Raw genomic sequence first — 18,334 nt, 5'->3', positions numbered from 1 at the left:
TCCTTCAACACGCATGACAATGCCTTGCCCAGGCTGAACCGGCTCTGATGCCGCCGTTCATCTGGGGTTCAAAATGGTTGATGATCTCTGGGCGGGCCGCCTTGAAAGCAGCGACCTATGGCGACGCCGTGGCTGCCAGACCGACAACATGAAAACGGGGCCGACTGGCCCCGCTCACCACGGCAGGAAGGGCTCGATCAGAGCTTGTGCCAGGTCTGGCTTTTGCAGATCAGCCCGCCGAAAACGCAGCCGCTCATCTTGAGTGAACTGCCGGAAAGGGAAGCCTTGCCCGAATAGGTCTTGTCGGTTTCCGGGTCGGTTATGGTGCCGGCATATTTGTTGGCGCCGGCCACCTTCAGTGAACCGATGTTCTTGCCGGCAAATTTGCCGGATTTGAGCGTAATCGAAAATGCCCCGCCGCCACCCGAAATGGCGGCAGTCGATCCGGCTTGCGTTTTCCAATTGCCTTCGATCGGATCGGCCAATGCCGCGCCGGTCATCATTATTGCGGCCGCGAGGGCCAGGCTCACTTGTCGAAACATGTCTCTCCTCCCTCAGGCAAGTCCAATCGGGCTCCGTCCCGGCTGTCTGCCCCTTACGCAAACGTAAGCTAGTCCAGCTCCCGGAAAAACAAAAGCGGTGCCGCGACGGAAGGGTTGCGGGTTTTTGCCCGCTCCCGAACGGCCGCGCTGGCGAAAAATGAAACGGGCCGCACACGTCTTTGTCTTCTGTGGTTAGCGGAGTCTTGATCCGCGCCTCGCAAGTTTTCTTCAAATTTTGTGCAAACCGGCGCGATTGCTGGCTTTGTATCCTTAACGAATTTTCGCGTTTACCTCTTGTTTTAGCTTTGTTTTCTTCAAATTAAGCACGCCATTTAACGACGGATTCAAGCCTCCGCGGCATTCTCGAAAGCATCGAAAGAGCGGCCGCCCCCGAAGGTAATCAAGGACACCGAGGGACAGACGGAGACAGCTCTCGGGAGCCAGAACAGGGGATTTGAAATGGCACGTTTTGAAATGCTTGAAGCCGGCTTCGGCGCCATGGGGGCAACTGCCCAGGCCGATATTCTTTTCGAGTTGGGCATGATGTATGCGACCGGCCGCGATTGCGAGACCGATGTCGTCGCGGCCCACAAATGGTTCAACATCGCCGCGATCAAGGGTTCGGCCCGCGCCGCGGAACTGCGCTCTGAATTGTCGGCCGCCATGTCGAAGGGGGAGATCGCCAAGGCGCTGCGCGAAGCCCGCGAATGGATGACGATGCACTGAATTCGCCGGCATCGACTTCACAGGGGTACTGACCTCACGACAGGGACGCTTCGGATCAAAGCCGCGCAGACGGCTGGACCCGAAAATCAAGGCCGCGCAAGACGGCTGGGCCAACAAGAACACGGCAGGCGGACGAGCCGTGCAATAAACCCTACAAAACAGGGAAGGCGAGCGGATCCCGGTGCTGATACCTCGGGAAGCTCGATGAGAAAAGCTGCGACCGGCCGGAACAAGGCTGGCGCGGCTTTGTCTTTGGGACAGCGTGTTGCAGGCCCAATCGAGTGCCGCCGATGCGTCTAGACAGGCTTGGCGAAGGGTGAAATTCTCCCGCCCACTCTGGAAGAGGCGCGGCCGGGCGGCCGCGCGAGAGTGGAGGAGTGTATCACCATGAAAAAGTTGGGTATTTTGAGCGCGGCCATAGTGGGCCTGATGATGAGTGCGCCGATTGCCTTCGCCGACGACATCACCTTTTCGGTGGTCGGACCGATGACCGGTCAGCTTGCCACCATCGGCGACCAATTCAAGCAAGGCGCGCAAGCCGCCGCCGACGCGATCAACGCGGCCGGCGGCGTCGATGGCCGCCAGATCAAGCTCGACGTCCAGGATGACCAGTGTGATCCGAAACAGGCGGTTTCGGTCGCCAACCGCGTCGTTGCCAACGGCGTCAAGTTCGTCGATGGCCATGCCTGTTCGGGCTCGAGCATCCCGGCCTCCGCGGTCTATGCCGAAGCCGGCGCGCTGATGATGAGCCCGGCTTCGTCGAACCCGGTGCTGACTGACGCAGCGGCGAAAGCCGGCTGGCCGACGATCATGCGTCTCTATACGCGCGACGACGCGCAGGGCGCTTTCATCGGTCCATGGATCGCCAAGAAATATGCCGGCAAGAACGTCGTCATCCTGCACGACAAGAGCGCCTATGGGCAGGGCGTCGCCGATGTCGTCAAGGCAACGATGAACCAGAACGGTCTCAACGAGATCCTCTACGAGGGCATCAACGCCGGTGAAAAGGACTACGCGGCGCTTGTCACCAAGCTCAAGGACCTGAAGGCTGACGTCGTCTATTTCGGCGGCTACCACCCCGAAGCCGGCCTCATCCTGCGCCAGTCGGCGGAACAGAACCTGAAATTCCAGCTGATCATGCCGGACTCGATTGCCACGCCGGAATTCTGGCAGGTTTCCGGCCCGGCCGGCGAAGGCACCATGTTCGTCTTCCCGTCGGATCCGCAGGCGAAGCCCGAAGCCAAAGAAGCCATCGCCAAGATCAAAGCCGGCGGCTTCGTGCCGGAGGGCTTCACGCTGTTTTCCTATGCGGTGATCCAGGCCTTCGCCGAGGGCATCAAGCGCGCCGGCAGCGACGACCCGGCCAAGGTTGCCGAAGCTTTGAAGAGCGGCGAGCCGATCAGCACCGTCGTCGGCGCGGTCACTTTCGACGAAAAGGGCGACCTCAAGAACGTCAGCTACGACATCAACCAGTGGCACGACGGCAAATACGCGCCGATCCAGCCGTAATGGCCGCGGCGCCGCAAGACGCGCTGCTGTAATCGAACATGGCCGGGGTCAAACCCGGCCATGTTGTTTTTGGCGACGCCTTTGTGACGCGTTCGAGATCACTTCGTGGATAGGGAAACAGCAGTCAACTGGGGTTCCTCGGCAAAGCGAACCAGCACGGTCCCGTCGGTGACCTGCGCGCCTTCGGCAGCAATCTCGGCGATAACCCCGTCATGGGGCGCGGCAATGGTGTGCTCCATCTTCATCGCCTCCAGGATCAGCAGCGGCTGGCCCTTGATCACGGACTCGCCTCTGGCTGCACGCACCAATTTGACCAGGCCGGGCATTGGTGCGCGCAGGCTGCCGGAAGCGGCGGCGGCTTCGTCGGCTCGCGCCAGCGGATCCGGCACGGCAAAACCGTAGCCGATTGCGCCATCGAAGACCGTGACGTGGCCCGGCCAGCGGGCGAGGCGAGGCGCCGCGCGAAGATCATGCGAATTGACACGCTCATAGGGCGCATCCAGCACCACCTCGAACCGTCCGTCCGGCCGCACCGACACGCGCGCGACGATCTCCTGCTCGCCAAATTTCAGCAGGGTGCGCCGCGCTACAGCGTGGAAATGCGCATAGCCGGCCAGTGACGACCAGGGATCGTCCGAGGACGGCAAGTCGCCCGCACCAGACGCGGCAAGTGCCGCGGCGGCAATTGTCTCACCGCTCGGCGGCGGGACCGCCGTCAACGCCTGCTGATGCCTGGCGATCAGGCCGGTATCGACATCGCCCGCCGCAAAATCCGCATCAGCGGCCAGCGCGGCAAGAAAGCCAGTGTTGACCGTTGAGCCGGCGATTTCTGTCTGCGACAGCGCCGCGCCAAGTGCTGTGAGCGCCGCCCGTCTGTCCTTGCCATGAACGATCAGCTTGGCGATCATCGGGTCGTAAAACGGCGAAATCGCATCGCCGGCGCGCACACCGGTTTCGATGCGCATGGTTGCACCCTCCGGTGCCGGCTGCGGAAATTTCAAATGGTGCAAGGTGCCAGTCGCCGGCAAAAACCCCCTTGCCGCGTCCTCGGCATAGATACGCGCCTCGAAGGCGTGGCCGGAGAGCGCGATCTCGCTCTGCGTCTTCGGCAGTTTTTCGCCGGAGGCTACCCGCAACTGCCACTCGACCAGGTCGATGCCGGTGACCATTTCGGTGACGGGGTGCTCGACCTGCAGGCGGGTGTTCATTTCCATGAACCAGAAACGGTCGGCCTTCAGACCTTGCGAGGCATCGACGATGAACTCGATGGTACCGGCGCCGGAATAGTGGATTGCCTTGGCGGCTTTCACCGCCGCCTCGGTCATCGCCTTGCGCAGTGCCGGCGTCATGCCCGGGGCAGGCGCCTCCTCGATCACCTTCTGGTGGCGGCGCTGCGCCGAGCAGTCACGTTCGTGAAGATGTACGGCGTTGCCGAAATTGTCACCAAACACCTGCACTTCGATGTGGCGCGGCTTGTCGACATATTTTTCCACCAAGACGCGGTCGTCACCGAACGCGGCTTTCGCCTCGCGCCGCGCGCCCGACAATGCTTCCGAAAAATCATCGGGATGCTCGACACGCCGCATGCCCTTGCCGCCGCCGCCGGCGCGCGCCTTGATCAGTACGGGGTAGCCGATCTCGCGCGCCTTGGAGGCGAGCAACACGATCTCCTGCGCTTCGCCATGGTAGCCCGGAACGACAGGCACGCCGGCCTTTTCCATCAGCCGCTTGGCCGCGTCCTTCAGTCCCATGGCACGGATCGAGGCCGCCGACGGCCCAATGAAGATCAGCCCAGCCGCCGCGACCTGGTCGACGAATTCGGGGTTTTCCGAAAGAAAGCCGTAGCCCGGATGGATGGCCTCGGCACCTGTGGCCAAGGCCGCCGCGATGATCTTGTCGCCGCGCAGATAGCTTTCGTTGGCGGGAGAGGCGCCGATATGCACCGCTTCGTCGGCCATTTCGACATGCAAGGCGTGAGCATCGGCGTCGGAATAGACGGCGACGCTGCGCACACCCATCCTGCGTGCCGTGCGGATCACCCGGCAGGCGATCTCGCCACGGTTGGCGATCAGGATCTTGGCGAACATCGGGCCTCCACAGGCAGAGCTTGCCGCTAACGGCGCGAATTCTCTCTACGCGAGCTGCGGCGATGTCCTGCTTTGTAGTCTGGCGGTCAAAGGGTAGGCAAGCGAGGCCTGCCTACTTTGAGGCCGCGATTTCGCAAGCTCCCCCGGTTGTGACCTTGTAACGGTTGCGGGTGGCCTGGCAGGATTTCATCGCCATATCCTCGGCAGCCTTTTGCGACGGCGCATTCAAGCGTGAGCCGCACAGGATGTACAACGAACGCACCCGGGAATACGGAGTGGTCGCATAAGCTGAATGGCCGCTGGCCGCCACATAGGCCTTATATGCCTTGGTGCATGGCCGATCCGCGGTTGCCGGAAAATACGGGTAGAAGCGGACGTCGCCCTTGCTTCCAGCCAGCGATTCCGCAGCGCCGACACTGGGGCTCGAGATTAGAAGCAACCCAGCTATTAGCGAGAGGACTGCTTGTTTGACGCTGATAGACTTCATTTTTTCCCATCCATTGGAAACGTCGAAGGCCGCCGAGTGTCGGCCTATTTGGAGGCAGCTATGGCGCATGCCCCTGCAGTCGTGACCTTGTACTTGCTGCGCGCGGACTGGCAGGACTTCAACGCCAGTGCTTCAGCAGCCTTCTGGGATGGTGCATTCAGATAAGCACCGCAAATAGTGAATTCGGTTGCCCAGTTGAATGGCGTCATCGCATAGGCCGAGTGACCGCCAGCCGCCACGTAGTCCTTGTAATTTTTGCCGCAGCCTCCGATTGTACCCGGTGCAAAATAGACCGGAAAACGGCTGTCGCCCTTGCTTCCCGCCAGCGATTCGGCGGCGCCAACATTCGGTCCAGAGGCCACGAGCAGTGCAAGTACCGATATGGCTGTTCGCCTGATGGATAAAGATTTCATTGCCCAACCCATTTGAAAAACCCCAACACTGTAGATATTCGCTTATTTAGAGGCGGCGATTTCGCAGCCCCCACCTGTTGTAACCCTGTAACTGTTGCGGGTGGCCTGACAGGATTTCAACGCCAACTCTTCGGCAGCTTGCTGTGACGGTGCATTCAAGCGCGAGCCGCAGATGATGTACAGCGAACGCACCCGGGAATACGGAGTGGTTGCATAGGCTGAATGGCCGCCGGCCGCTACATAGGCCTTGTAGGCCCTGGTACATTCATCCTTCGGGTTCTGCGGCAAATAGGGATAGAAACGGGTCTCGCCCTTGCTTCCCGCCAACGACTCCGCTGCACCGACGCCAGGCGTCGCTAATATAAGCAACCCCGCAAGTATATGCACAGTTGTTCTCTGAAAAACCCGCCGCCTCATCTTCGCCCAATCCCCATTGGTATTTGCGATGATCAATAGCCGTGATTCTTTCGTCTGGCCAGATCAAGAAGCAAAAAATAGTCGGGAGATGTGGTGGGTTGTCGCCTGCGCAGGATCACACCCTGCCGAGTGCGGCAACGACCCACTGATACAGTTCGGCCGTCGGCTCGTCGAAGCAGCAGAAAATGACGGCTTCCGGAACGACGTTCTGGCCGATGAAGGCACTCACGGTACCGACGGCAATTTGCGTCGCCTGGTCCTTTGGATAGCGGTAGACGCCGGTCGAGATCGCTGGAAACGCCACCGTCCGGCAGTCCTTTGCGGCGGCGATTTCGAGCGACCGGCGATAGCAGGAGGCGAGCAGTTCGGCTTCTCCTTTGCTGCCGCCTTGCCAGACCGGCCCGACCGTATGGATGATGTAGCGCGCGGGCAGCTTGTAGCCCTTGGTGATTTTTGCGTCTCCGACCTTGCAGCCATTCAGCATCCGGCATTCGGCCAGAAGCTCGGGGCCGGCCGCGCGGTGAATGGCGCCGTCCACGCCACCGCCGCCGAGAAGCGAGGTGTTGGCGGCGTTGACGATGGCATCGACCGCCAGCTTCGTTATGTCGCCGGTTTGAATGCGAATCCTCGGGCCGGTTTCGCTCATCTCACATCCTGAACACGCCGAAGCGTGTCTCCTCGATCTCGGCGTTGAGCGCGGCCGAAAGGCTGAGCGCCAGCACCTCGCGGGTCTTGGCCGGGTCGATGATGCCGTCGTCCCAGAGCCTTGCCGACGAATAGAGCGGGTGGCCTTCGTGCTCGTACTTCATCAGGATTGGCTTCTTGAATTTCGCTTCCTCCTCGGCGCTCCATTCGCCGCCCTTGCGCTCGATGCCTTCGCGCTTGACGACGGCCAGCACCGTTGCCGCCTGCTCGCCGCCCATCACCGAAATGCGGGCATTCGGCCACATCCACAGGAAGCGTGGTGAATAGGCGCGTCCGCACATGCCGTAATTGCCGGCGCCGAACGAGCCGCCGATGATCATCGTTACTTTCGGCACCTTGGCGGTGGCGACCGCCATCACCAGCTTGGCGCCGTCCTTGGCGATGCCGCCGGCCTCGTATTTTCGCCCGACCATGAAACCGGTGATGTTCTGTAGGAAAATCAGCGGCACCCTGCGCTGGCAGCACAGTTCGATGAAGTGCGCGCCCTTCAGCGCGCTTTCCGAAAACAGCACGCCATTGTTGGCGACGATGCCGACCGGCATGCCGCTGAGGTGGGCGAAACCGGTGACCAGCGTGGTGCCGTAATTCTGCTTGAACTCATCGAACTCGGAGCCGTCGACGATTCGGGCGATCACCTCGCGCACGTCGTAAGGCTGGCGCAGATCCGTCGGTACGATGCCGTAGAGTTCATGTGGATCGTGAAGCGGCGGAATCGATTTCTTCAGGGCCAGGCTTACAATTTTGTTCCGATTCAGGTTTTTGACGATCCGCCGGCATATGGCCAGCGCATGCTCGTCGTCGAGCGCATAGTGGTCGGCAACGCCGGAAAGCCTTGTGTGCACGTCGGCGCCACCGAGGTCCTCGGCGGTGACGTCCTCGCCGGTGGCCGCCTTCACCAGCGGCGGCCCGCCGAGAAAGATGGTTGCCTGGTTGCGCACCATGATTGTCTCGTCCGACATCGCAGGCACATAGGCGCCGCCGGCCGTGCACGAACCCATGACGCAGGCGATCTGCGGAATGCCGGCGGCCGACATGTTGGCCTGGTTGTAGAAGATGCGGCCGAAATGATCGCGGTCGGGAAACACCTCGTCCTGGTTGGGCAGATTGGCGCCGCCGCTGTCGACCAGATAGACGCAAGGCAGATTGTTCTGTAGCGCGATCTCCTGTGCACGCAGATGCTTCTTCACGGTCAGCGGATAATAGGTGCCGCCCTTCACCGTGGCGTCGTTGACGACGACCATCACTTCGGTGCCTTCGACCCGGCCGATGCCGGCGATGAGGCCGGCGGAAGGGATGTCCTCGCCATACATCGACCAAGCGGCGAACTGGCCAATTTCGAGGAGCGGCGAGCCCGTATCGAGCAATTGCGCGAGGCGTTGCCGCGGCAGGAGCTTGCCGCGAGAGACGTGCCGCTCACGCGCCTCTTCCGAGCCACCGCGCTCGATGGCGGCGGCTTTTTCAGCGATGTCGGCGACCAGCGCCCGCATGCGCTCGGCATTGGCGCGGAAGATATCGGAGGCGGGCGAGATCTGCGAGGTGAGGGGGGCCATGGCGCTACCGGATCAGCTCGATTTTGCAGCCGACATCGAGGTCGCCCCAATCGCGATCGGCGGTGACGGCAATAGCGTTCTCGCGAATTGCCAGTGCGAGGCAGGCCCGATCGCCCAGCGACAAGCCGCGATGCCGCGTCAATTGGCGAAGCTGCCCGGCCGCGATGCCCATCGCGTCGTCGAAAACGGCGATCGGCATGCCGAGACTGGCGAGGTCGTCCGCGGCCTGTTCCATGCTGCGTCCCTTGTCGATCAGCTTGGCGATGATTTCGGCCGCATTGATTGAACTGCATTGTGCGTCCGGCGCGAACCCCAAAGCATTGTCGGTGCCTTGCTCGTTGAGCAGGATTGCGAGCGCCGCCGAGCTGTCCATGACGTAGGGCTTCATTTCGCCCGCTTTCCCGTTGTCCCTTCGGCGTGAAGCCGGTCGAGACGCTTGTCGCTTCGACGCTGCTCTTCCCGCCGCTCCTTCAAAAATTCGTCGACCACGCTTTCACCGGGCTGTTTCAGCGCTGACAATTCGGCCTGGACCCGTCGCAGATTCTGCAGCCACGATCTTACCCGCAGCTCGCCGCTTTCGACATGAAGGATCATGTCCTCGCCAGGCTTCACGCCCATCTCCTCGCGCATCGCGGCAGGGATGACGAAGCGCCCGCCCTCGCCAAGCTTGACACGCTCGCGTTTCGCCGGAACCCGAAGCTGTGGTTGGCGAGCGCCGGCATCGAACTGTGCTTGCGGGTCTTCTTCAAGTCCGGACTTTCCCGTTTTGCCCGCCATGGTCCGTCTCGCCTGTATTGTGGCACATATTCCGAGGTATGCCACATCTTGCGGCTTCTGGCAAAATCTTAAAAAGATGCCATCAGGCGCTCTCCGCCATGATTTCCCGCCCGATCAGCCAGCGACGGATTTCGCTGGTGCCGGCGCCGATCTCGTAGAGCTTGGCGTCGCGCAGCAGCCGGCCGGTCGGGTAGTCGTTGATGTAGCCGTTGCCACCCAAAAGCTGGATGGCGTCGAGCGCCATCAGCGTCGCCTTTTCGGCGGCGAAGAGAATACAGCCGGCAGCATCCTTGCGGGCCGTCTCACCGCGATCGCAGGCGGCGGCTACGGCATAGACGTAAGCACGCGCCGCGTTCATCGTCGCATACATGTCGGCGAGCTTGCCTTGCACCAACTGGAATTCGCCGATCGGCTGGCCGAACTGCTTGCGTTCATGCACGTAAGGTATCGCCACGTCGAGGCACGCCGCCATCAGCCCGATCGGGCCGCCGGCCAGCACGGCGCGTTCGTAGTCGAGGCCCGACATCAGCACCTCGACGCCGCGCCCTTCCTCGTGCAGCACGTTGTCGAACGGCACTTCGACATTCTCGAACACCAGCTCGCCGGTGTTCGAGCCGCGCATGCCGAGCTTGTCGAGCTTTTGCGCCACGGAAAAACCGGCAAAGGCCTTTTCGACGATGAAAGCGGTAATGCCGCGCGAATTGAGTTCCGGATCGGTCTTGGCGTAGACGACCAGCGTCTCGGCATCCGGCCCGTTGGTGATCCACATTTTGGTGCCGTTGAGTACATAGCGATCGTTGCGTTTTTCGGCGCGCAGGCGAAGCGACACCACATCGGAGCCGGCACCCGATTCCGACATCGCCAGTGCGCCGACCTTTTCGCCGCTGCAGAGCGAAGGCAGATATTTTTCCTTCTGCGCCTGCGTTGCCCAGCGGTTGATCTGGTTGACGCAGAGGTTGGAATGGGCACCGTAGGAGAGGCCGACCGAGGCGGAGACGCGCGAAATCTCCTCCATCGCGACAACATGGGCGAGGTAGCCCATGCCGCTGCCACCGAAATCGGGATCGGCGGTGATGCCGAGCAGGCCAAGCCCGCCGAGCTCCGCCCACAGATGTGCCGGGAATTCGTTCGAGCGGTCGATTTCGGCGGCGATCGGTGCGATCTTTTCCTGGGCAAAGCGCCGCACCAGGTCGCGCAGTGCCTCGATGTCTTCGTCAAGCCCGAAGTTGAGCGTATGCGTGTACATGCCGTTCCTCCCGGCGCACGATCCCGAAAATCGGGATCGTGCGCGAAATCAAGTTGCTAGAACGTCCTTTGCGCGCCCGAATAGACGCGCGGCGTCGTAGCTCGTTGACGCGCCGTCGTTCTTTGCTCCAACAAGGCGCAATGTCATTGCTAGATATGTAGCGGTGACTTCGGCGATCGACAGCCGTTCGCCCGGCCGGAACCAGACGATGACGCCGGTCATCATCTGGATCAACGCCATGGCGGTGAGCCCCGTGTCTTCGATACTGAACAAGCCCGCTTCGACGCCGTCGCGCAGGATAGCGCGCAGCTCCTTCTCGTAGGCCGCGCGCATGCGCAGGATCTGCGTTAGTTTTTCGTGCGACAGGCTGCGCAGCTCCATGTTCGAGACATGGGTGGAATGGCGGCGTTCGACATGGAAGGCGATGTGGTTTTCGACATAGGCGGCGAGCCGCGCTGCCGGATCGGCGCCGACAGGGCTTGTTGCGCGCCACGTCTCGATCAAGCCTTCCATATGCTCGCGCATCAGCGTGAACAGGAGGTCCTGCTTGGTCGGGAAATAGCGGTAAAGCGCCGCTGCCTGGACGCCAACCTCGGCCGCCAGCTGGCGCATCGACATCGCCTCGTAGCCGAGACGCGCAATCAGGCTGACCGCCGCCTCGCGGACCGCAGCTTCGGTCTTCTCTCCGTCGGAACCGGTCGTACGCGCCATGACAAGCCGCCTTTTCGCGGACAATAAAACAAACGTTCAATTAATTCAAGGGCCGAGGTATGTCCGGGCAGGGCAATGGCTTCAGGTTTGCTCTATCTGCATCTTGGAGATTTTGTGCGATAGAAGCGAATGAGCAGGATCATGCCTTGCTAGGCAACAATCCTGAAACCCGCGGACATATCGCGAGCCTCGATCTCCTCGACATCGACCTTCGAAACCGCTGCCCCTGGCGGCCCTTGCCAAAGCCGTTCGATCATTGTCGAGACCGCCGCACCCGTCCCTGCAATCAAAGCTGTCACCGAGCCGTCAACTTCGTTGCGCACCCACCCGGCAAGGCCAAGCGCCGACGCCTCGCGCCGCGCCCAGACCCGGTAGCTGACGCCTTGCACCTTGCCGTATATGCGTACCTGCACCGTCCGGTCGTCCATCGCGCTCTCCATCTTTTGAGTCGAGTCTGGCGCAGCGTCTTGCAAATTCAACCGCGCCGCGTGCATCGAAGGTCTCTCTGCCGATCGCGATCCGCCAGCTTCACGTGCGAGATGGGCGGCGTCTCCATCGAATGATTGACTAAGTCAAATAATAGGCGATCATGGTCCTTACGGAGCGATCAGCCCGAAGGAGGTCGACATGCCGGCCGATCGGAATGCCCTTGTCGCGGAGATCCGCGGCTTCAATCGCTTTTACACGCGGCTGATCGGTCTGCTCGACCAGACCTTGACGCACAGCGCCTATACGCTAGGCGAGGCGCGGCTGCTGTTCGAATTGGGCCGCCGATCCCATGCTGCCGCCAATAGCGGCGGTGAGGCAGGGTTTCTTGCGCGGGCATTCCACCTCGATCTCGGACCGGCAGCCTCCGAAATCGCTGCCGAGCTCCGGCTCGATCCGGCGTATGTCGTACGCGTCCTGAGGAGGTTCGCCGCCGCTGGCCTGACCGAGATGCGCACTGACCCAGCCGATCGGCGCAGACGCATCCTGTCGCTGACCGCTCGCGGAAGTGGGGAGCTCGCCAGGCTTCAGGCTGCGGCGGATCGCGACCTCGCGCGGCTGACGGGCGGGCTCGCCGATGAAGCGGCTGCCGAATTATCGGACGCCTTGAAGCGCGTCATGCGCCTGCTCGGGGAGAAATAGCGGGCAGCACTGGGGTCCCGGCGTTGCGCTGTTCAGTTCCCCCGCGCTGCTGCCAGTGCGCCAGGCAGTTCCTCGGCAAAGATGTCGAGCTCGTGGTCGAGGCCGACGCTGACCCGGATGCAGCGGTCGAGCACCGGCACCATCGGCTTGCGGATGAACACGTCGCGTGACAACAGCGCCTGCAGCACTTTTAGTGCGAAAGCGCCGTCGCGGCCGCAGTCTATGGTGACGAAATTGGTCGCCGAAGCCAGCGGCTTCAGCCCGTTCGCCTCGGCTATTGCGGCAATGCGCCGGCGGCCGGCGGCGACCCGCGCCACCACGCTCTCCAGCCAGGCCTGATCGGCAAGCGCCTCGACGCCGGCGATCTGCGCCATGCGGCTGACGCCATAGTGGTTGCGGATCTTCTCGAAGTCCCTAATCACCTGGGCCTCGGCCACCGCATAGCCGCAGCGTATGCCGGCCAGCCCATAGGCCTTGGAGAAGGTGCGCATGCGGATGACGTTCGGCCGCGCCACATCGATCGGCGGCAGCGCTGAGGCTGGCCCCAATTCGCCATAGGCCTCGTCGAGCACCAGCATTGTGGTCTCCGGCAAGGCTTCGATGAAGCGGCTGATCTCGGCGGCTTCCCACCAGCTGCCCATCGGATTGTCCGGATTGGACAGGTAGACCAGTGGCGCCTTTTCGCTGGCCACTGCCCCCAGCAGGCCGTCGAGGTTTTCCCGGTCGTTCTCGTAGGGCACCGCGACCAGCCGGCCGCCGACGCCGGCAACATGAAAGTTGAAGGTCGGATAGGCGCCGCGCGAGGTCACCACCGCGTCGCCGGGCGCCACATACATGCGCGCAACCAGGCTGAGCAGCCCGTCTATGCCTTCGCCGATGACAACATTTTCGGCGCCGACGCCGAGATGCCGGGCTACGGCTACCTTCAAATCGTGATTGTCGGGGTCGCAATACATCCACATGTCGCCGGCAATCTCGGCCATGCGGGCAACGACGCGCGGCGAAGGGCCAAAGCTGCTCTCATTGGCGCCGATGCGGGCGCGAAAGGCGCGGCCGCGGTCGCGCTCCTGCGCCTCCGGGCCGACAAACGGCACTGTAGAGGGAAGCGCATCGACGAGCGGCGTAAGGGGAGGGCGCATGGCAAAGGCTCGTTCGAAAAGGGGCCTTCTTGCTAGCCTGCTGGCTTGGCCTGCGCAAGTTCCATGGCCAGCGGCAATGGTCAGGCTGGGTTCTACCGGATCATTTTGCTAGCGAGACATGATGAGCAACCGACTGCCGCCCGCCTGGTCCAAGCACATAAGATCCCGTTCGGCGCCGAACGTGCAACCGCCGAAGGCGAAACCATTGACGCGCGTGCAGGCCGACGATGCGCTGCTGAAACAGGCGTATGGCTTGCAGCAGGCCAAGCGGTTGGCCGAGGCTGAGGAACTGTGCCGTCGCGTGCTGGAGCGCACGCCCAACCGTCCCTTGGCTTTGTATATCATGGGCACGCTATTCATCGGGCTCGACGATGAAATGGCCCTGCGATATTTGGCCCGCGCCGTCGGCGAGGAGCCTCAAAACCCCTTTTATCACCTTAGTCTGGGTGAAGTTTATCTAAAAGTCAGCGAATATTCGCCCGCAATCAGGCATATTCAGCAAGCTTTGAAGTTGAAGCCCGATTTGCTGGAAGCGCTTTGCGCATTGGGACGCGCTTACGTGGAATTCGACAAGGCTGACATGGCTGTGCCGGTTTACGAGAAAGCGCTCAAGATCAACCCCGATCATCCTCGCGTTCGGACGGGGCTGGCCAGCGCACTCACCGGACTCGGTCGCGTGGACGAAGCCGAAGTCTATCTGAAAGAAGCGATCGAACGTCGCATCGCGATGCCCGCTGCCTATAACGAGCTTGTGCATACGCGCAAATTCACCGAAGAGCCGGCCGAACTTAAGTCCATCCTGCGCGAACTGGGCTACCCAAAGCTTGACCCCGAAAGTGCGATGAGACTTCATCACGCTGCCGGCAAGGTGCTGAACGACCTTGGGCGCTATGAAGACGCGATAGATCATTTCAAGAAAGGCAAGCAGGCCACAGGCTACAAGTTTGATCTGGAAGCCTATCGCCGCTGGGTCGACTCCACGATCGAGCTCTTCAACCCGGACATGGTGGCTGCCAAGGCGGGTTATGGAAGCCCATCGGAAGTGCCCGTGTTTGTACTGGGCATGCCCCGGTCGGGGACCACCCTGACCGAACAGATTTGCGCGAGCCACCCGGATGTTCATGGCGCAGGAGAACTGAGCAAGCTAAGGCGAGCCGCAAATGTTATCGGCCTCACGAAGGTTCCGTCACGAGCCTTGGGCCAATCGATTGTGCCGATCACCCCTGACGTGTCCAAAAGGTTGGCCGAGGAGCATTTGTCATACCTTCGTGAGCGTGCGCCGACCGCACTTCGCGTCGTCGACAAAATGCCCCAGAACTTCGAACTGATCGGTCTAATAGGCCTTCTCTTTCCCGACGCGCGGATTATTCACTGTCGCCGCGACGCCATCGACAATTGCCTCTCGTGTTTTTTCCAGAATTTCTCCAAGGGACACAGCTACATCGCCGACCTGCAGACGCTCGGGCTGTACTACCGTGAATATGATCGCCTGATGCGACATTGGGACAAGGTTTTTCCGGGACGCATCTTCGAAAACCGCTACGAGACGCTGGTTGCGGATCAGGAGGCACAATCGCGCCGTCTGATCGATTATCTTGGATTGCCCTGGGACGATGCCTGCCTGCGGTTCTTCGACAAGGAGGGATCGGTCAACACGGCCAGTCGCTGGCAAGTCCGGCAGCCGATCTACAGTTCATCTGTCAAGCGCTGGAAAAACTATGAGAGCGCAATCCAGCCGCTGATCCAATCGCTCGGCGATCTCGCCGGTGCCTGAGTTCCACGGCCGGCGGCAACGGTCTGGCTGGATTCTCCCAGACCATTTTGCTAGCGAGACATAATGAGCAACCGACTGCCGCCCGCTTGGTCCAAACACATAAAGTCCCGTTCGGCGCCGAAAGTGCAGCCGTCGAAAGTGAAATCGCCGTCGCGCGCGCAAGCTGACGACATGCTGCTGCGGCAGGCGCTCGAACTTCAGCAAGCCAAGCGGCTCCCGGAGGCGGAGGAATTATGCCATCGCGTTCTCGCCCGCACGCCCAACCACCCGCTTTCGCTATACATCCTCGGTACGTTGGGGCTCGGTATCGACGACGAGTTGGCTCTCAAATATTTTGCGCGGGCAGTAAGCCAGACGCCTCAAAATCCGTATTTCCACCTCAGCCTGGGAGAGGTCGGTCTGAAGCTTGGCGACAGCTTGCTTGCGATCAGGCACCTGCAGCGCGCCTGCGAATTGAAGCCCGATCTGGTGGAAGCGCTTTGCGGACTGGCGCGTGCCTACGTCAACTTCGACAAGGCCGAGATGGCTTTGCCCCTTTACGAGAAGGCGCTAAAGATCAACGGCGACCATCCCATGGTCCGGATTGGTCTGGCTGGTGCGCTCACCAGCCTCGGCCGCATGGACGAAGCCAGAGCCTATCTCGATCAGGCAATAGAACGTCGCGTCGATCTTGGTGCGGCCTACGACAGCCTGGTCAACACGCGCAAGTTCACCGGAAAGCCTGAGGAACTCGGTTCTATCCTGCGTGAACTCTCCAATCCCAAGCTCAACCCGGATGTTGCATCTCAACTCCATCATGCCGCTGGCAAAGTGCTGAACGATCTCGAGCGCTATGATGAGGCGATGGATCACTTCCAGAAGGCAAAAAAGGCCGCTGGCGATGCTTTCGATCTGGAGTCCTTCCGCCGCAGAATCGATTCCATGATCGAGATATTCAGCCCGTCAATGCTGGAAGCCAAGGTTGGCCACGGTAGTCCGTCCGAAGTGCCTGTGTTTGTGCTGGGCATGCCCAGGTCGGGGACGACGCTGACGGAGCAGATCTGCGCGAGCCATCCGGATGTCCATGGCGCCGGGGAACTCACGAAGCTGCGTCGAATGGCGGGCTTGATGGGTTTCAGAACGCAGCCGGATGAGGCCTTGCGCAGTTCGATCATGTCGATGACGCGGGATCAGTCGAGGGCGCTGGCCGAGGAATATCTGTCCTATCTGCGTCAACACGCGCCAGGCGCGCTCCGCATAGTCGACAAGATGCCTCATAATTTCGAGGTTGTCGGCTTGATCGGAATTCTCTTTCCCAACGCGCGCATCATTCATTGCCGGCGCGATGCCGTTGACAATTGCGTCTCGTGCTTCGTCTTGAGGTTCAACAAGGAGCATGGCTACAACGCCGACCTTAAGACTCTCGGGGTGTACTACCGTGAATATGATCGCCTGATGCGACATTGGGATAAGATTTTTCCGGGACGTATGTTCGAAAGTCGCTACGAGACGCTGGTTGCGGATCAGGAGGCTCAATCCCGCCGTCTCATCGATCATCTTGGATTGCCCTGGGACGATGCCTGCCTGCGCTTTTTCGACAAGGGCGGTTCGGTCAACACGCTCAGTCGCTGGCAGGTGCGGCAGCCGATCTATAGCTCATCCGTCAAGCGCTGGAAAAAATATGAGAGCACAATCCAGCCGCTGATTGACGCCTTGGGCGATTTGGCCGAACTTTGAAGAAGTGGGTTGCGTTCGACAGGCCGAGGCTGACCGTGACTTGCTGCCGAGATCCGTCGACCCTGTAGGCCAGCCCTTCAGATCGGAACAACGTTTTTATTTCTTGCACGTCTGAACAAGCGGGCACAGCGAGCATCGCAATCGCCCAGCCCTGCGATCGGTCTTCAGCCGCAGCCGCATTTTTGCATCGAGAGTTGATAGCTGCGTTCCCCGATGCAAAAACCCGGCGGTTGCCCGCCGGGTTTGGATTTCAGTCAGGCTCGGATTGTCAGAATGAGCGCTGGAAGCGGAGCATGCCGCCGATGCTGTCCTTGTCGTCGGCATTGGTCCAGTTGCGATCGTAGGCTTTATCAAACTGACCGTCGTGGGCCCAATCGACTTCGGCGGTGATCGTGAAGCCGGGAACGATATCGTAGGCGACGTTCGCGGCGACGCCGTAGTTCTTGTCGTCGTCAACCGACGCCTGGAGGTTGAACGAGGTCTTCTCGTTGATGGTGTAGGTGCCACCACCCCAGACTGCCCAGTTGCCGCCCCACTGCTTGTAGAAGTTGCGGTCGATGTTGTCGTCCGAACCGTAACCGGCCATGAGGAACAGTGTCAGGTTCTGTATCGGCGTAACGTCGACGCGAACCTTGCCGGCCCACTCTTCCCAGGTGCTGTCATAGGCGGCGACACCGGTGATCGAGCCCCAGCCCTGCGTGTATTTGATACCGCCGACGACATACGGGACATAGCTGTCGATGGAATCATTGCCGCTGTTGCTGTCTTGGAAAATGCCAGGATCCGCAGCGGCACTGCCCGAACCGGTTTCCAACGAAGCCACGGCCGAGAAGCCGTTTCCGGCATCGAAGTAATACTGGACGACGTTGGTGTCGAAGCCGCCGTAGGGGACCAGCGTATCCTGGATGACGTTGCCGGCGTAGCCGATGAAGGTATCGAAGGCCGATTCGTCCTTACCGACGCGGAGACCACCAAGCTGGACCCAGGCAAAGTTCAGCGAAACGCTCGTACCGCCATTGAAGTTGTCATCAAGGTAATCGTTGTGGTTACCCCAGTTGAAGCGGGTCTCGGTGTAGGTCTTCAAGGTGCCGAGCTCGGTTTCCTGGCCGGTCCAGGTCTTCAGCGTGAAGCGGGCGTGCTTGTAGTAGGTATCCTGCGAGTCGCCGTCCTGCTGATCGGTGGTCTTTGCACCGTCGAATGAGCCGACGTCACCGATGCCGATGTCATAGCGGACGTAGCCGCCGATGCGCAGGCAGGTTTCGGTGCCGGGGATGTAGAAGTAGCCAGCGCCGTAGACGTCGCAAATCTTGACGTATTCAGCGGGTTCCGGCTCGGCGACGACGACGGCGTCGGCGGCGCGCGCACCGGAAACTGCGATCAGTGCCGCAGCGGAGCCGAGAAGAAGGC

General features: G+C 61.1%; 19 protein-coding genes. 5 read left to right on the top strand and 14 right to left on the bottom strand.

The genetic code is table 11. The annotated features are described in order from the left end of the window. Positions 1-197 precede the first annotated feature (197 nt). On the bottom strand, positions 198-542 hold the full coding sequence (locus NKH23_RS15275; RefSeq protein ID WP_352717433.1) for a DUF2147 domain-containing protein: 345 nt from the start codon (positions 540-542) through the stop codon (positions 198-200). A 459-nt stretch (positions 543-1,001) separates the two neighbouring features. Between NKH23_RS15275 and NKH23_RS15270 the strand changes: the two genes are divergently transcribed. Both NKH23_RS15270 and NKH23_RS15265 read left to right on the top strand, forming a co-directional pair. Then, the gene (locus tag NKH23_RS15270; protein ID WP_352490873.1) at positions 1,002-1,268 is read left to right on the top strand and encodes an SEL1-like repeat protein; all 267 of its coding nucleotides are present in this window, start codon (positions 1,002-1,004) and stop codon (positions 1,266-1,268) included. Between the two features lie 387 nt (positions 1,269-1,655). Next, positions 1,656-2,777, top strand: a complete 1,122-nt coding sequence (locus NKH23_RS15265; RefSeq protein WP_352914593.1) for a branched-chain amino acid ABC transporter substrate-binding protein — start codon at positions 1,656-1,658, stop codon at positions 2,775-2,777. Between the two features lie 98 nt (positions 2,778-2,875). On the opposite strand, the gene NKH23_RS15260 is transcribed toward NKH23_RS15265, so the two are convergent. From NKH23_RS15260 to NKH23_RS15210, 11 genes are all read right to left on the bottom strand, one after another. Further along, positions 2,876-4,864, bottom strand: coding sequence for an acetyl/propionyl/methylcrotonyl-CoA carboxylase subunit alpha (locus NKH23_RS15260; protein ID WP_352914596.1), 1,989 nt, complete (start codon positions 4,862-4,864; stop codon positions 2,876-2,878). Positions 4,865-4,976: 112 nt separating this feature from the next. After that, a complete protein-coding gene (locus NKH23_RS15255; RefSeq protein ID WP_352717438.1) occupies positions 4,977-5,351 on the bottom strand; it encodes a hypothetical protein in 375 nt (124 codons plus the stop codon). A 44-nt stretch (positions 5,352-5,395) separates the two neighbouring features. After that, positions 5,396-5,764: a hypothetical protein gene (locus NKH23_RS15250; RefSeq protein WP_352717439.1), complete on the bottom strand. Its 369-nt coding sequence runs from the start codon at positions 5,762-5,764 to the stop codon at positions 5,396-5,398. A gap of 42 nt (positions 5,765-5,806) precedes the next feature. Further along, positions 5,807-6,091: a hypothetical protein gene (locus tag NKH23_RS15245; RefSeq protein WP_352717440.1), complete on the bottom strand. Its 285-nt coding sequence runs from the start codon at positions 6,089-6,091 to the stop codon at positions 5,807-5,809. A gap of 205 nt (positions 6,092-6,296) precedes the next feature. Then, complete coding sequence (locus tag NKH23_RS15240) at positions 6,297-6,827, bottom strand: O-acetyl-ADP-ribose deacetylase (protein ID WP_352717441.1); 531 nt, start codon at positions 6,825-6,827, stop codon at positions 6,297-6,299. A gap of 1 nt (position 6,828) precedes the next feature. Beyond that, the gene (locus NKH23_RS15235) at positions 6,829-8,436 is read right to left on the bottom strand and encodes a carboxyl transferase domain-containing protein (protein WP_352717443.1); all 1,608 of its coding nucleotides are present in this window, start codon (positions 8,434-8,436) and stop codon (positions 6,829-6,831) included. A gap of 4 nt (positions 8,437-8,440) precedes the next feature. Further along, entirely contained in the window at positions 8,441-8,824 is a 384-nt protein-coding gene (locus NKH23_RS15230) for a type II toxin-antitoxin system VapC family toxin (protein WP_352665924.1), read from the bottom strand. Continuing rightward, positions 8,821-9,213, bottom strand: coding sequence for an AbrB/MazE/SpoVT family DNA-binding domain-containing protein (locus NKH23_RS15225; RefSeq protein ID WP_352914601.1), 393 nt, complete (start codon positions 9,211-9,213; stop codon positions 8,821-8,823). The genes NKH23_RS15230 and NKH23_RS15225 overlap by 4 nt, the downstream gene beginning before the upstream one ends. A gap of 82 nt (positions 9,214-9,295) precedes the next feature. After that, positions 9,296-10,459 carry an isovaleryl-CoA dehydrogenase gene (locus NKH23_RS15220; protein WP_352717446.1) on the bottom strand — a complete coding sequence of 388 codons (1,164 nt, stop codon included), beginning with the start codon at positions 10,457-10,459 and terminating at the stop codon, positions 9,296-9,298. Positions 10,460-10,507: 48 nt separating this feature from the next. Further along, complete coding sequence (locus tag NKH23_RS15215) at positions 10,508-11,170, bottom strand: TetR/AcrR family transcriptional regulator (RefSeq protein WP_352717448.1); 663 nt, start codon at positions 11,168-11,170, stop codon at positions 10,508-10,510. 149 nt (positions 11,171-11,319) lie between these two features. After that, on the bottom strand, positions 11,320-11,598 hold the full coding sequence (locus NKH23_RS15210; RefSeq protein WP_352914603.1) for an acylphosphatase: 279 nt from the start codon (positions 11,596-11,598) through the stop codon (positions 11,320-11,322). 199 nt (positions 11,599-11,797) lie between these two features. On the opposite strand from NKH23_RS15210, the gene NKH23_RS15205 reads away from it, so the two are divergent. Beyond that, positions 11,798-12,298, top strand: a complete 501-nt coding sequence (locus NKH23_RS15205; protein ID WP_352914606.1) for a MarR family winged helix-turn-helix transcriptional regulator — start codon at positions 11,798-11,800, stop codon at positions 12,296-12,298. 32 nt (positions 12,299-12,330) lie between these two features. Here NKH23_RS15205 and NKH23_RS15200 read toward each other — a convergent pair whose 3' ends face one another. After that, entirely contained in the window at positions 12,331-13,437 is a 1,107-nt protein-coding gene (locus NKH23_RS15200) for a pyridoxal phosphate-dependent aminotransferase (RefSeq protein WP_352914609.1), read from the bottom strand. A gap of 121 nt (positions 13,438-13,558) precedes the next feature. On the opposite strand from NKH23_RS15200, the gene NKH23_RS15195 reads away from it, so the two are divergent. Further along, entirely contained in the window at positions 13,559-15,211 is a 1,653-nt protein-coding gene (locus NKH23_RS15195; protein WP_353035018.1) for a tetratricopeptide repeat-containing sulfotransferase family protein, read from the top strand. Positions 15,212-15,274: 63 nt separating this feature from the next. Next, entirely contained in the window at positions 15,275-16,927 is a 1,653-nt protein-coding gene (locus NKH23_RS15190) for a tetratricopeptide repeat-containing sulfotransferase family protein (protein WP_353016340.1), read from the top strand. A gap of 268 nt (positions 16,928-17,195) precedes the next feature. On the opposite strand, the gene NKH23_RS15185 is transcribed toward NKH23_RS15190, so the two are convergent. Then, positions 17,196-18,334: porin (locus NKH23_RS15185; RefSeq protein WP_353035015.1), on the bottom strand; the 1,139-nt coding region annotated here is incomplete at its 5' end.

It is taken from the genome of Mesorhizobium sp. M1328 (assembly GCF_040318075.1).
Taxonomy (GTDB): Bacteria; Pseudomonadota; Alphaproteobacteria; order Rhizobiales; family Rhizobiaceae; genus Mesorhizobium.
This window is presented reverse-complemented; position numbering and strand designations above follow the sequence as displayed.

Coding starts and splice junctions, on each gene's coding strand:
- NKH23_RS15225 (WP_352914601.1), bottom strand. CDS start 9,213: ATGGCGGGCAAAACGGGAAAGTCCGGACTTGAAGAAGACCCGCAAGCA.
- NKH23_RS15270 (WP_352490873.1), top strand. CDS start 1,002: ATGGCACGTTTTGAAATGCTTGAAGCCGGCTTCGGCGCCATGGGGGCA.
- NKH23_RS15210 (WP_352914603.1), bottom strand. CDS start 11,598: ATGGACGACCGGACGGTGCAGGTACGCATATACGGCAAGGTGCAAGGC.
- NKH23_RS15265 (WP_352914593.1), top strand. CDS start 1,656: ATGAAAAAGTTGGGTATTTTGAGCGCGGCCATAGTGGGCCTGATGATG.
- NKH23_RS15205 (WP_352914606.1), top strand. CDS start 11,798: ATGCCGGCCGATCGGAATGCCCTTGTCGCGGAGATCCGCGGCTTCAAT.
- NKH23_RS15240 (WP_352717441.1), bottom strand. CDS start 6,827: ATGAGCGAAACCGGCCCGAGGATTCGCATTCAAACCGGCGACATAACG.
- NKH23_RS15200 (WP_352914609.1), bottom strand. CDS start 13,437: ATGCGCCCTCCCCTTACGCCGCTCGTCGATGCGCTTCCCTCTACAGTG.
- NKH23_RS15220 (WP_352717446.1), bottom strand. CDS start 10,459: ATGTACACGCATACGCTCAACTTCGGGCTTGACGAAGACATCGAGGCA.
- NKH23_RS15230 (WP_352665924.1), bottom strand. CDS start 8,824: ATGAAGCCCTACGTCATGGACAGCTCGGCGGCGCTCGCAATCCTGCTC.
- NKH23_RS15215 (WP_352717448.1), bottom strand. CDS start 11,170: ATGGCGCGTACGACCGGTTCCGACGGAGAGAAGACCGAAGCTGCGGTC.
- NKH23_RS15235 (WP_352717443.1), bottom strand. CDS start 8,436: ATGGCCCCCCTCACCTCGCAGATCTCGCCCGCCTCCGATATCTTCCGC.
- NKH23_RS15195 (WP_353035018.1), top strand. CDS start 13,559: ATGAGCAACCGACTGCCGCCCGCCTGGTCCAAGCACATAAGATCCCGT.
- NKH23_RS15255 (WP_352717438.1), bottom strand. CDS start 5,351: ATGAAGTCTATCAGCGTCAAACAAGCAGTCCTCTCGCTAATAGCTGGG.
- NKH23_RS15250 (WP_352717439.1), bottom strand. CDS start 5,764: ATGAAATCTTTATCCATCAGGCGAACAGCCATATCGGTACTTGCACTG.
- NKH23_RS15260 (WP_352914596.1), bottom strand. CDS start 4,864: ATGTTCGCCAAGATCCTGATCGCCAACCGTGGCGAGATCGCCTGCCGG.
- NKH23_RS15190 (WP_353016340.1), top strand. CDS start 15,275: ATGAGCAACCGACTGCCGCCCGCTTGGTCCAAACACATAAAGTCCCGT.
- NKH23_RS15275 (WP_352717433.1), bottom strand. CDS start 542: ATGTTTCGACAAGTGAGCCTGGCCCTCGCGGCCGCAATAATGATGACC.